Genomic DNA, 11,774 nt, shown 5'->3' with positions numbered 1-11,774 from the left:
CCACAACCCCGCCCCCGGGCCGGAAAAAGCCACCCCACCGCGCCGGGCCGCCGCGCTTCGCTGCGCGTGCAACCGGATGGCAAGGAGAGCGCGATGACGCGGGAGACAGACGGGCGGTGGACGCGCAGGCGCGTGCTCGGCGCGGCGGGCGGGCTGGTGGCGGCGGGAGCATGGACGCCGGACGTGCTGGCGGCGGCCGCCTCGCCACAGGGTCAGAAGGTCCAATTCCCACCCATCTCCGCGCCCACCGAGCGGGAGAAGAGCCTGCCCAACCCACTCCCCCCGGAGCAGCGGGTGGGCTGGGCCATCGTCGGACTGGGGCGCCTGTCGCTGGAGGAACTGCTGCCGGCCTTCGCCGAGTCCCGTCACAGCCGTCTGGTGGCGCTGGTGAGCGGAGACCGCGCCAAGGCGCAGACGGTGGCGCGGCAGTACGGCGTGCCGGAGAAGAACCTCTACGACTACAAGTCGTACGACGCGCTCAAGGACAACCCGGACGTGCAGGTCGTCTACATCGTACTGCCCAACAGCATGCATGCCGAGTACACCATCCGCGGCGCGCAGGCGGGCAAGCACGTCTTCTGCGAGAAGCCCATGGCCAACACGGTGGCCGAGTGCCAGCAGATGATTGACGCCTGCAAGAAGGCCGGCCGCAAGCTGGCCGTGGCGTACCGGCTCCAGTACGAGCCGCACCACCGCGCGCTCATCGCCATGGCGCGCAACAAGGAACTGGGGACGCTGAAGCTCCTGTCGGCGGACAACGGTCAGCACCAGGGAGACCCGAACCACTGGCGGCTGAAGCGCGCGCTGGCCGGCGGCGGGGCCCTGCCCGACGTGGGCATCTACTGCCTGAGCGCGGCCCGCTACCTGAGCGGCGAGGAGCCGGTGGAGGTGATGGGCGTGAGCTACAGCACGCCGGGCGACGCGCGCTTCAAGGAGGTGGACGAGAGCTTCAGCTTCCAGCTGCGCTTCCCCTCGGGCTTCATCGCCAACTGCACCACGGGCTACAGCGTGCACGAGACGCGGCGGATGCGGCTGATGGGCTCGGACGCGTACGTGGAGATGGACCCCGCCTTCGCGTACCAGGGGCTGCGCATGAAGATTGGCCGCAAGTCCCAGGCCTCGGGGAAGGCGGAGGACGCCATCGAGCGCAGCTACCCGCAGAAGAGCCAATTCGCGCGGGAGATGGACCACTTCTCCCAGTGCGTGAAGGAGGACAAGGCGCCGCACACGCCAGGCGAGGAGGGCCTGGCGGACATGCGCGTCATCGAGGCGCTCTACCGCTCCGCGCGCGAGGGGAAGCCGGTGAAGCTGGAGGCGCAGAAGAAGCTCGACGCCTTCCGCGGGCCGCCGCCCCAGGAGGAGAGCTGACGGAGGACTAGCGGACCTGCTGCGGGGCCGCCTGCAGGCGGTTCGCGGCGCCGGAGCCCGGGCCCTCCGCGAGAGCGCGCTCCATGTGGGAGCCGAGCTGGCCGGCGGCCATGAGCCCCGCCATGCGGTAGTCGGAGATGAGCGACCACAGCGGGTACTTGAAGGACGCGGGCTTGTTGCGCTCGATGACGAAGTGGCTGAACCACGCGAAGCCGTAGGCGGCGACGAGCGCGGCCGGCACGAGCAACCCGCGGCCCGTCACGGCGGCGGTGATGCCGATGCCCGTTCCGAGGCTGGTGCCGATGAAGTGGAGCCAGCGCGTGGACGGCAGCGCGTGCTCCCGCAGGTAGAACGGCCAGAACTCGCCATAGGTCTGGATGCGGTCGGACATACCGTGAAGTTGTGTCCAGGGGGCCGGTCCGCGTCAACCTGCCCCGCGTCACCGCGTGTAGGCATGGACAGGCCGGGGTGCTCGCTCGGCTGCTCCCTGCCGGCCGGACGTTCAATCCCACGCGCATTTTGCCGCGCTGCGTCCACGGAGTGGAGACAGGGCTCCGCGAGTCGAACGGGTCGTGGGAGACTCCGGGGTGATGGCGGAATGGATTCCGAAGCTGAACCCCGCGGTGGACCTGCGGAAGCTGGTGCTCAGTCCCGAGGAGGGCTTCGTGCTCTCACGGCTGGACGGCGCCACGCCGGTGCGGAACCTCCCCGCGCTGACCGGGCTGCCCGTGGAGCGGCTGCGGACCATCCTCACGCGCCTCGTCTCCGAGGGCGCGCTGCTCCCAGCGGCCTCCGTGGCGACTCCAGGTGGAGCGCCCGCTCCCGGCGCCAGCGCCGCCCGGCGGACGGGCGCCTCCGCGACGCCGGCCCAGGCGTCGGGTGCGGCCACCCCGGCGGAAAAGGACCTCCCCACGCTCGACCTGACGGCACAGGAGGCCGAGGCCGCTCCGGACGACGCGGCTTCCAACGAAGCAGCGCCCATGGAGGACCTCCCCACGCTCGACCTGACGGCGCAGGAGGCCGAGGACGCTCCGGCCGGCGCCACCTCCGACAAAGCGGGGCCGGAGGAGGACCTCCCCACGTTGGACCTGACGGCTCGGGAGGCCGAGGACGCTCCGGCTCGCGACGCCTCCGACGAAGCGGAGCCCGTGGAGGACGAGCCGGAGGTGGCGCTGGGCAACTACCGCCAGCTCTTCGAGACGCGGCTACACCCGCTGCCCGAGGACCAGCGCGTGGCGCAGGCGCACGCGGCGGAGGACCCGGTGCTGTCCGCGTTCTGCTTCGACCCGGTGCCGGGAGTCATCAAGGCGGTGCTGGAGAACGCACGAGTCGGGCTCGCGCATGCGCGGCTGGTGGCGCGTTACCACCGCAACCCCGTGGGCCTGGAGGCGCTGTGCGGCCGCGCGGCCTTCGCGGCGGACGCGGGGGTGCGGCGGTGGCTGGTGCGCAACCCGCAGCTTCCCGCGGGGCTCTTCCGCCGGCTGTGGGGCTCGCGCCGCCTCATGGAGCTGCACAAGGTCTCGAACGACCGGGACATCCCCGAGGGCACGCGGCGCTCCGCGCGCGAGGTGCTCCGGCAGCGCTTCACCACCGGCCCCGCCGAGGAGAAGGTGGAGCTCATCATCAACACCGAGGGCCGCTCGCTGGCGGCGCTCATCGGGCTGCCGGTGGATGGGAAGACGGCGTCGCTGCTGTGCGGGCGCACCTACCGCTCGCCCATGCTCATCCAGAACATCGCCCGCTGGACCGCGGCGCCCCCGGCCCTCATCGCGCATCTGCTGAAACAGGAAGCGGTGCGCCGGCAGCCGCAGCTGCGCACCCTCCTCTCCCGCCACCCCAACGCCCCGGCCGAGGCGAAGCGCGGAGCCTGAAGGATACGGGCACACGCCCGCGCTCTCGCGCACGCGAGGCGTCGTGCATGTCGCGGACGCGAAGCGCGGCGGAGCCTACCGCGAGCCTTCTTGGGGCACGTGCCCGCGTCCCTCGCTGTCACCCGGCATCCTCCGTGGCGGCCCGCGAAGATGTGCCTTGTCGCGCCACCCGTGGCCTGCTATCCGCGAGGTCCCTGGCGCATCCCGCTCGCGCTGCTGGCCCCATCTGAAGAGCGGTTGAACCGTCAGGAGGAATCGTGTCCCGTCAGGTCGTTCGCATCGGTCTCGTGGGAGACCGCAACCCCGCCGTGCGCGCGCACGCCGCCATCCCCGTCGCCCTGGAGCTCGTGGCCCCCGCGCTCGACGTGTCCCCCGAGGTCGTGTGGCTGGGCACGCGCCAGCTGGAAGGTGCGTCACCGAGAGAGACACTCGCCCCGCTCGCGGGAATCTGGTGCGTGCCCGGCAGTCCCTACGAGAGCATGGACGGCGCGCTCGCGGCGATTCGCTTCGCGCGCGAGCAGGCCATCCCCTTCCTCGGCACGTGCGGCGGCTTCCAGCACGCCCTCATCGAGTTCGCGCGCAACGTCCTCGGCCTGAAGGACGCCGACCATGCCGAGTCCAATCCGGACGCCACCCTGCCCCTGGTCGGCGCGCTCTCCTGCTCACTGGTGGGCGTCCGGGGGAAGGTCTCCCTGGCCGAGGGCTCCCACGCGGCCAGGGCATTCGGCGGGACACACTCCACCGAGTCCTACCACTGCAACTACGGGCTGAACGCGCGCTACCGGCACGTGCTCGACGGCTCCGCGCTCCGCATCACCGGCGAGGACGAGGAGGGCGCCCCGCGCGTGGTGGAGCTGGCGGCGCACCCCTTCTTCCTGGCCACGCTCTTCCAGCCCGAGCTCAGCGCGAGCACCGGCCACCCCCACCCGCTCATCCGCGCCTTCCTCGACGCGGCCACCATCCGGGCCGCACGGCTCGCGGCCTGAGCCTCAGCGCTTGAACGCCACGGCGACCGCGTCCGCCAGCGGCGTCGTCGGCCGGCCGATGAGGCGGCGCAGGTCACCGGACGAGGCATCCAGCGACCCGCTCGCGGCGTTGACGTCGGAGTCCACCAGGATTCCGGCGAAGGGCGCGGGCACCCCGGCGCCCACGAGGATGCCCTGGTACTGCTCGGGCGGCAGGCTGTTGTACGGAATCGGCTTGCCCGCGTGGCGAGACACCTCGGCGGCCAGCTCCGTCATGGTGAACGGCTTGTCGCCGGCCAGCTCGTACACCTTGTTCTCGTGTCCCGAGCCGGTGAGCACCGCCACCGCGGCCGCCGCGTAGTCCGCCCGCGTGGCGGCGGCGATGCGGCCGTTGCCCGCGCTCCCCACCATCACCCCGTGCGCCAGCGCCGGCCCGAGGTTCTCCGTGTAGTTCTCGAAGTACCACCCGTTGCGCAGGAGCACATACGGCAGGCCCGAGGCGCGGATGGCCTCCTCCGTGGCCTTGTGCTCCCCGGCCAGCGCCATCTTCGAGCTGTCGGCGCGCAGGATGCTCGTATAGACGAGCAGGCGCACGCCCGCCTTCTTCGCGGCCTCAATCACCGCCTGGTGCTGCTTCAGCCGCTGGCCCACCTCGTTGGAGGAGATGAGCAGCACCTTCTCCACGCCAGCGAGCGCCGCGCCCAGCGTCTGGGGCTGGCTGTAGTCCGCCTTGCGGACCTGCACGCCGCGCGCGGCGAGGTCCGCGGCCTTCTCCGGGTTGCGCACGGCCGCGACGACCTGGCTGGCGGGGACCTTCTGGAGCAACTGCTCGATGACGTGACGGCCGAGCTGACCGGTGGCTCCGGTGACGAGAATCATGGGGTGCCTCTCCTGGGGACGTGAGGACTTCGTCGAAACACGAGACACACCGTAACGGCCTCACTAACTCTTGGTAAGTACCTACCTTGAGGTAAGCTACTGACATGACAGCGAACAAGCAGCCCAGGCACCTGCGCAAGGCGATGGCGAAGTGGGCCGAGCAGCGCGGCAACCTCTACGCCGCCGCCTGCCCGTCGCGAGGCGTGCTGGAGCACGTCACCAGCCGCTGGGGCGTGCTGGTGCTCGTCGCCCTGCTGGAGGGCACGCACCGCTTCAGCGAGCTGCGACGGAAGGTGGCCGGGGTGAGCGAGAAGATGCTCGCGCAGACGCTGCACGCCCTGGAGGAGGACGGCTTCGTGCTGCGCGAGGTCTACCCGGTGATTCCGCCCCGCGTGGACTACAGCCTCACGCCCATGGGGCGTGAGGTCGCCGAGCACATGGAGGTCCTCACCGACTGGATAGAGGACAACCTGCCCCGCGTCTTCGCGGCGCGCGCCCAGCACACGCCGAAGAAGACGGCGGGCTGACTCACGGCCTGCGCGCGGTGACGATGGGCTGGTAGTAGCCGGTCTCCTCGGCCTCGTACCACCGCGTGTCCATGAGGCCCGCCCGGGTCAGCGCGCGCTCCAGTTCCACGCGCTGGAGGACGCGGTACACGCCGGTGTGCTCGGTGGCCTGCCACCCGCTGCCCTCGGGGCGGAGGATGAACTGGTGCACCGTGTACGTCCTGCCGTCCACGGACCAGTCCCACACCTGGAAGAGGATGCGGCGGCCCTCGGGCGCGTCCAACACGCGCTCCGAGGTGAAGCGCGGCTGCTGCGCCACCAGCGTGTCGTAGTCGCGCACGCTCAACAGCAGCAGCCCGCCCGGCGCCAGCTTCGACGCCATGGCGCGCGCCGCCGCGTCCAGGTCCTCGTCCGTCAGCAGGTGCGGCACCGCGTTGTCGAAGGCGAGCACCACCGGGAAGGTGCCGGGCACCTGCGTGTCCAGCGTGCGCATGTCCGCCACGCCCGTGGTGAGGGTGACGTTCATCGCGCGGGCCTCGCGCTCGGCGCGGGCGACGGCGGCCGGGCTCAGGTCGGTGGCGTGCACGACGTAGCCGCGCCCCGCCAGCCCCAGGGCCTGGGTGCCGATGCCACACGCGCAGTCCAGCACGCGCCGGGGCGGAGGCTCGCCGAGGCGGCGCAGCAGGGCATCCAGTACGGCGCCCTGCCGCTCCACCGACTGTGTCCAGTTGGCGAAGAGCAGGTGGTACTCCTCCGCCATCCCGTCATAGAACCCTGGCACGGAAGCGCTCATGTCTGCCGTCTCCTAACACCCCTGGACGGGTATGCACCTTCCGGGCTGACCCGGAGCGTCACGGCCCGAACGAGCGCCCTTCGAGCGCCTCGATGGCCGCGCGGACGGCGTCCGGTACGGGAACCTTCTCGTGGGTCGCGTACCGCAAGGTGACAATGGTGCAGCCCCCCCGGGTGTAGAGGATGCCGTCCTCCTCGCCGGCCACGGCGTGCTCGATGGTGATGGACGAGCGGCCGATGCGGGTGACGCGGGTGCCGGCCACCAGGCGGGCGGGGAAGACGACGGGGCGGAGGTACTCCGCATTGGTGGCCGCGAGGATGGGGCCGATGCCGCCCAGCGTCCGGTCCTCTCCGGCGCCGGACGGCCCGGTGAGGCCGATGCGGGCGAAGTAGGCGATGCGGGAGGACTCGAACCAGGTGAAGGTGCGGGCGTTGTTGGCGTGGCCGAAGGCGTCCATCTCGCTCCAGTGGAGCGTGAAGGGGACGACGACGGGGAAGTCCTTGAGGGGGGAGTCCGGCATGGCGGGCAGGGTGCCCCAGGCCGGGCGTCCAGGGAACGAAGAACCGCGCCTGCCTGCCCTCCAGACAAGGGCCTCGGCCGTGGTAATCCAGGAAGGCCATGCGCTCACGATTCCTGATTCCGCTGCTCGCGGCCGGGCTCGGCACCGCCGCCCTCTCCTGGGCCCGCGAGCCGGAGCCCCAGGCCGCTCCCGCGAAGTCCGCCACGTCCACCGCGCCGTCCGCGAAGCCCGCGGCCCAGCAGGCTCCGGCCACGCCCGCGCCCTCGACGGGCTCCGTGCGCTACCGCGTGCCCTCCGCCGAGGCCCCGCGCTACATCATCGCGGGCGGCAAGGGCCGCGCGACGCTGCTGCTCAACCCGTCCACCGGCGCCACCGCCGCGTCGATGACGCTGCTGGAACTCCAGTCCGGCGGAGAGGTCCCCGAGCACGTCCACGACTCGAGCGCCGAAATCCTCTACATCCAGGAGGGCGCCGCGGAGATGACGGTCTCCGGCGAGAAGGTGCGCGTGGGCAAGGGGGACGCCGTCTATATCCCCGCGGGCGCGAAGCACTCGGCGCGCGTGGTGTCGGCGGAGTCGTTCAAGGCGGTGCAGGTGTACGCCGGCCCCGGGCCCGAGCTGCGCTTCACGCACGGCACCCGGGAGAACCCGCCGAATGGCCGGTGAGAAGAAGGGCGGCGCGGTACGCCAGCAGCCGCCCGCCCAGAAGTCCGCGGAATCCCCCGCGCCCGTCGAGCGTCCCTACGTCGTCTCGCCGCGCGAGGGCGTGCCCATGTCCGACAGCGGCACGGCGACGAACCCGCACCGCCACGCGGGCATGGTGCGCTGGCTGCACCCCGCGCAGCTCCTGCGCACGGGCCTGGACGCGCTGGTGGCGGCGGTGTTCGGCGCGCGCGCGGACCACCGGCTCATCGAGGCGGTGGTGCGGCCGCAGGCGCCCTACTTCGACTACTCGCAGGAGACGCTGCCCGAGGGCGACTTCTGGCTGGACTACGTGGCGGACACGGGTGACGGCTGGGACTCCACGTACACGGTGGCGCGGCTCCTGGCGCTGCCGGAGCTGAAGCTGCCGGTGCGCGGCATCTCCCACGCCGAGCCGCACGACACGCAGCGCGGGCGCATCCTCGTCCTCGGCGGAGACGGCGTGTACCCCGGCGCCAGCCGCGAGACGTACGAGGAGCGGCTGATACAGCCCTACGAGGCGGCCATGCGCCGCTCGCCCGCGCCCAGCCCGGACCTGTTCGTCATCCCGGGCAACCACGACTGGTACGACGGGCTGTCCGCCTTCATGCGGCTGTTCTGCGCGAACCGGTGGATTGCCGGCCGGCGCACGCGGCAGAGCCGCAGCTACTTCGCGCTGAAGCTGCCTCAGAACTGGTGGCTCATCGGCACGGACGTGCAGCTCAACAGCGACATCGACGTGCCGCAGGTGGAGTACTTCCGCGAGGTGGCCCAGCACATGGGCCCGGACGACCGCGTCATCCTCTGCAACGCGGAGCCGGCGTGGATTCTGGCCGCCACCGCGCGGCGCAAGGGCAGCTACCTGGAGAACAACCTGGAGTACCTCCAGGAGAAGGTGCTCGGCCGGCGCATCAGCGTCTTCCTCGCGGGGGACTTGCACCACTACCGCCGGCACGAGGACGCGGCGGGCCGGCAGAAAATCACCGCGGGCGGCGGCGGCGCCTTCCTGCACCCCACGCACGCCCCCGCGGCGCACGTGCTGCGCGACGGGTACCGCCTGCAGAAGAGCTTCCCGGACGAGCGCACGTCCCGGAAGCTCGCGCGGAAGAACCTCTTCCTCATCCGCTACAGCCCGCTCTTCGGTCTGATGACAGGCGCGCTGTACCTGCTGCTGGCGCTCGCGGCCTACGCGGAGGTGGGCTCGCTGGGGCTGTCGCAGCTGGGCCAGGTGGTGATGGCGGTGGCCAACAGCATGGTGAGCCGGCCGTGGACGATGGTGCTGGGACTGGCCACCATCGGCGGGCTCATCGGCCTGGCGGACTCGCACTTCGGCAAGTGGCGCTGGCTGGCGGGGACGCTGCACGGGCTGGGACACATCGCGGCCGCGTTCTTCACCGCGTGGGGAGGCACGTACCTCACGGTGAGCGGGCTGGGCATCTGTCCGGAGCTGACAGCGGACGGGCTGCACTGCACGGCGGGGTGGATGCACCTGGCGGGCAAGTTCCTCTTGTCCTCGGGCTTCACCTTCCTCGGCGGCTTCCTGGTGGGCCCGTTCGTCATGGGCCTGTACCTGTGGCTGAGCGTCAACTTCTTCGGGGCGCACTCCAACGAGGCGTTCATCTCGCTGGCGCTGCCGGACTGGAAGAACTTCCTGCGGCTCCACATCGCGAAGGACGGACGCCTCACGGTGTACCCGGTGGGCATCGAGCGCGTGCCTAGGAAGTGGAAGGCGACGCGGGCCGGCCCCTACGCGCCCGCCTTCGAGCCGGACGACCCGAAGGCCACGCCGCCGGTGCTCATCGAGCCGCCCATCCGCCTGTGAGGCACGGGCCCGCTCAGACCGAGGGCGCGAAGAGCTCGCTCTCGGTGAAGGTGATGAGCTTCTGGTAGACGGTGCGCAGCTGCTGATCCCTCTGGGTGAGCTCGTCGCACTGCGCCTGCTGCTTCTTCGTCAGGGCCCGGGGCCGCTTCAGCTTCGCCCGCCCCGCCCAGAAGGCATCCAGCTGCGTCTTCGCCGTGCTGATGGACCAACCCTGCTTCACCTGCTTCACGGGCACGTAGGTCGGAGGCGGCGTGGAGCTGACGGGGGGGAGCGTCCGGGTCCACGTCGACGCATTGTCGGGGACGAACGCGGGAGCGGCCCCCTTCATCGCCTCCTCCAGGTCGATGACGAGGCTCATGAGGTGGCTGATCTGCTCCCGCTGCCAGGTCCCGGTGTCGAGCCCCGTCTCCGCGAAGCCCTGCCAGAGCTTCTCGCACTCGGCGGCATGTGGCGCCCGCTGGTCGAACGCCTCCTGCAAGACCTTCCCCAGGCCGCCCTTGAGATTCCTCACGCACAGCGACACCTGCGCCATCCACTGCTGGCACCTCTGAGGGGGCTGGCCCAGCAGGACGCAGGCGCCCCGCCGGTGGGGGATGTCCAGCTCCTCATAGGACTTGCGGAGCGCATCGACCCGCTCCTGGAGCGCCTGCGTCCGCAGCTTCAGGCCCGCGGACAGGGCCGCGAGCGAGGGCCCCAGCTCCTGGTGGAAGACCTGGAGCGCGTCGGGAAGGGCGTATGCGTCGGGCGGCGTGGGGCCCGGGTCCAGCGCGGGAGCCGTGCGCATGGCCATGAGCATGTCGTCCATCAGGAACTCCGCCGCCGTGAAGGTGTCGAGCACCGCCTTCCAGGAAGGCTGCAGCGTCTGGAGCATCTGGAAGTACTTCACGTGCTCCTCGGAGAACTTCCGCAGCCGCGCCTCCAGCGGCCCGAGCTGCCCCCGCGAGATCTTCGTGAGTTCCTCGTCAAGCAGCTCCAGCAGCCGCTGGCGCTCCGCCTCCTTGCTCTTGCCTCCCACCTCCTCGATTTTGTCGTTGCAGTGGTCGAGGTCGATGTACCACTCCAGGTAGCGCTCCTCCGCGTCGGCGGAGACGAACTTCTTCTGGAACGCATCGAAGCCCGCCACCAGCGTGTTGACCTCGTTGTAGTAGTACTCGCGCAGGGCCTCCTGGGCGTCGTTCATCTCCTTCGTCTTCTTCTCCACGAACTCCCGCTCGGCGGCCTCGAGCCGCTCCAGGTGCGGGCGCACCGGAGGCAGCAGGAGCGGGGGCCACGACGTGTCACGCGTGGTGGTGTGCCCCCCCGAGCCCGATGGGGTCATGCCGGTCGTCTGGGTGGTCGCCATGACGGACTGGAGCGTGCTCGTCAGCGCGGGCACCCAGGTCAGCAGACAGTCCTGGGCCAGCGCCGTGTACTCGGCCCGGGGGGTGATGCAGAAGTGCAGCCACTTCATCGCCTCGGCCGGGTTGAGCGCGCCTCCCGGCTGGAGCGCTCCCTCGTGGGTGTAGACCCCCTGGCAGTGCTTCGTGAGCTCCTCCTGGATTCCGCGCGCGTCCTCGCCCTTCGGCTCCTTCTTGAGCTTGTCGAGCTGGGTGACCGCGTGAACCAGCAGCTCCCGGTGCTTCGCGTTGGTCGGCAGGTCGGCGATGGCCTGGATGAAGAGGGAGCGCAGGAACACCGCGTAGCGCTGCCGCGCGGCGATGAGGCTCGGTCGGTTGAGGCCCAGGGCCGTCACCATCTTTCCGACCCGCGCCGAGTCCATGAAGAACGTGGGGGTCTCCCGTGCCGACAACACGCCCGTGCCGGGGTCGAACTGGATGAAGTAGCGGGGGTTCTCCAGCTCCGGGTTGATGAGGACGGCGCGCTCCGTGGAGGAGAAGACGTCGGTGTCCACGGCCATTCGGCCCGACGGGGGAGCGAGCCCGTCGACGCCGGGCATCAGCTCGAAGTAGGTGCCCTTGTACGTCTCGTTGCACGTCTGGCACGCCAGGAACAGGTTGGCCCAGTCGTAGGCCAGCCAGAAGTAGCCCAGTCCCGAGTCGTCCTGCACACCGGACGTGTACTCACTCTTGGGACGGAAGTGCTCCACGTCGCCGTGGCTGATGGTGAGAATCTGCGTCTCACAGTAGACGCACTTGCCGAAGTGTGAGCGCACGAGCGCTACCTTCACGTCGTTCGCCCGGTAGAGCGCGGTGATGTAGATGACGCCCGCCTGCTTCTTCGTGCCGGACTTCTTGCTCGAGAGGATGCGCGTCTTGGCGCCATGCTTCCCGAAGAGCTTGACGTCCTGCTTCCGCTGGGACTTCGCCTCCTCGAGGCTGCTGGGGGCGGGCCCCTTGATGATGGGAATCATGGTGGAAGGCTCCTGGACGA

11 protein-coding genes are annotated in these 11,774 nt (G+C 70.7%); 6 read left to right on the top strand and 5 right to left on the bottom strand.

Annotation, left to right across the window (positions count from 1 at the left end; all coding sequences use genetic code 11):
- A partial coding sequence (locus tag HG543_RS26570) for a Gfo/Idh/MocA family protein (protein WP_246357307.1) occupies positions 1-1,368 on the top strand: 1,368 nt, incomplete at its 5' end.
- 7 nt (positions 1,369-1,375) lie between these two features.
- On the opposite strand, the gene HG543_RS26565 is transcribed toward HG543_RS26570, so the two are convergent.
- Positions 1,376-1,759: an Mpo1-like protein gene (locus HG543_RS26565; protein ID WP_169347660.1), complete on the bottom strand. Its 384-nt coding sequence runs from the start codon at positions 1,757-1,759 to the stop codon at positions 1,376-1,378.
- 199 nt (positions 1,760-1,958) lie between these two features.
- On the opposite strand from HG543_RS26565, the gene HG543_RS26560 reads away from it, so the two are divergent.
- Both HG543_RS26560 and HG543_RS26555 read left to right on the top strand, forming a co-directional pair.
- Positions 1,959-3,239, top strand: a complete 1,281-nt coding sequence (locus HG543_RS26560; RefSeq protein WP_171818144.1) for a hypothetical protein — start codon at positions 1,959-1,961, stop codon at positions 3,237-3,239.
- A 257-nt stretch (positions 3,240-3,496) separates the two neighbouring features.
- Positions 3,497-4,225, top strand: coding sequence for a CTP synthase C-terminal region-related (seleno)protein (locus tag HG543_RS26555; RefSeq protein ID WP_169347659.1), 729 nt, complete (start codon positions 3,497-3,499; stop codon positions 4,223-4,225).
- Between the two features lie 3 nt (positions 4,226-4,228).
- On the opposite strand, the gene HG543_RS26550 is transcribed toward HG543_RS26555, so the two are convergent.
- Positions 4,229-5,083: an SDR family oxidoreductase gene (locus HG543_RS26550; RefSeq protein ID WP_169347658.1), complete on the bottom strand. Its 855-nt coding sequence runs from the start codon at positions 5,081-5,083 to the stop codon at positions 4,229-4,231.
- Between the two features lie 104 nt (positions 5,084-5,187).
- Between HG543_RS26550 and HG543_RS26545 the strand changes: the two genes are divergently transcribed.
- Positions 5,188-5,610, top strand: coding sequence for a winged helix-turn-helix transcriptional regulator (locus tag HG543_RS26545; protein ID WP_169347657.1), 423 nt, complete (start codon positions 5,188-5,190; stop codon positions 5,608-5,610).
- A 1-nt stretch (position 5,611) separates the two neighbouring features.
- Here HG543_RS26545 and HG543_RS26540 read toward each other — a convergent pair whose 3' ends face one another.
- Both HG543_RS26540 and HG543_RS26535 read right to left on the bottom strand, forming a co-directional pair.
- Complete coding sequence (locus HG543_RS26540; protein WP_169347656.1) at positions 5,612-6,382, bottom strand: class I SAM-dependent methyltransferase; 771 nt, start codon at positions 6,380-6,382, stop codon at positions 5,612-5,614.
- A 58-nt stretch (positions 6,383-6,440) separates the two neighbouring features.
- Positions 6,441-6,902 carry an acyl-CoA thioesterase gene (locus HG543_RS26535; protein ID WP_169347655.1) on the bottom strand — a complete coding sequence of 154 codons (462 nt, stop codon included), beginning with the start codon at positions 6,900-6,902 and terminating at the stop codon, positions 6,441-6,443.
- A gap of 98 nt (positions 6,903-7,000) precedes the next feature.
- Here HG543_RS26535 and HG543_RS26530 point away from each other — a divergent pair, with 98 nt between their 5' ends.
- Positions 7,001-7,567 carry a cupin domain-containing protein gene (locus HG543_RS26530; protein ID WP_211194187.1) on the top strand — a complete coding sequence of 189 codons (567 nt, stop codon included), beginning with the start codon at positions 7,001-7,003 and terminating at the stop codon, positions 7,565-7,567.
- 106 nt (positions 7,568-7,673) lie between these two features.
- Positions 7,674-9,404 (top strand): metallophosphoesterase, encoded by a 1,731-nt coding sequence (locus HG543_RS26525; RefSeq protein WP_371876527.1) that lies wholly within the window; start codon positions 7,674-7,676, stop codon positions 9,402-9,404.
- Positions 9,405-9,417: 13 nt separating this feature from the next.
- Here the strand turns inward: HG543_RS26525 and HG543_RS26520 are convergent, their stop codons facing one another.
- Positions 9,418-11,754, bottom strand: coding sequence for an HNH endonuclease family protein (locus HG543_RS26520; protein ID WP_169347654.1), 2,337 nt, complete (start codon positions 11,752-11,754; stop codon positions 9,418-9,420).
- Between the last annotated feature and the right edge of the window lie 20 nt (positions 11,755-11,774).

It is taken from the genome of Pyxidicoccus fallax (assembly GCF_012933655.1).
GTDB lineage: Bacteria > Myxococcota > Myxococcia > Myxococcales > Myxococcaceae > Myxococcus > Myxococcus fallax.
The sequence above is the reverse complement of the archived record's forward strand: the minus strand, read 5'-3'. Positions and strand labels throughout refer to the sequence as shown.

Excerpts from the sequence above, each read along its gene's own strand:
- HG543_RS26545 (WP_169347657.1), top strand. The coding sequence starts at position 5,188 with ATGACAGCGAACAAGCAGCCCAGGCACCTGCGCAAGGCGATGGCGAAG.
- HG543_RS26560 (WP_171818144.1), top strand. The coding sequence starts at position 1,959 with ATGGCGGAATGGATTCCGAAGCTGAACCCCGCGGTGGACCTGCGGAAG.
- HG543_RS26535 (WP_169347655.1), bottom strand. The coding sequence starts at position 6,902 with ATGCCGGACTCCCCCCTCAAGGACTTCCCCGTCGTCGTCCCCTTCACG.
- HG543_RS26540 (WP_169347656.1), bottom strand. The coding sequence starts at position 6,382 with ATGAGCGCTTCCGTGCCAGGGTTCTATGACGGGATGGCGGAGGAGTAC.
- HG543_RS26565 (WP_169347660.1), bottom strand. The coding sequence starts at position 1,759 with ATGTCCGACCGCATCCAGACCTATGGCGAGTTCTGGCCGTTCTACCTG.
- HG543_RS26550 (WP_169347658.1), bottom strand. The coding sequence starts at position 5,083 with ATGATTCTCGTCACCGGAGCCACCGGTCAGCTCGGCCGTCACGTCATC.
- HG543_RS26530 (WP_211194187.1), top strand. The coding sequence starts at position 7,001 with ATGCGCTCACGATTCCTGATTCCGCTGCTCGCGGCCGGGCTCGGCACC.
- HG543_RS26525 (WP_371876527.1), top strand. The coding sequence starts at position 7,674 with ATGTCCGACAGCGGCACGGCGACGAACCCGCACCGCCACGCGGGCATG.
- HG543_RS26520 (WP_169347654.1), bottom strand. The coding sequence starts at position 11,754 with ATGATTCCCATCATCAAGGGGCCCGCCCCCAGCAGCCTCGAGGAGGCG.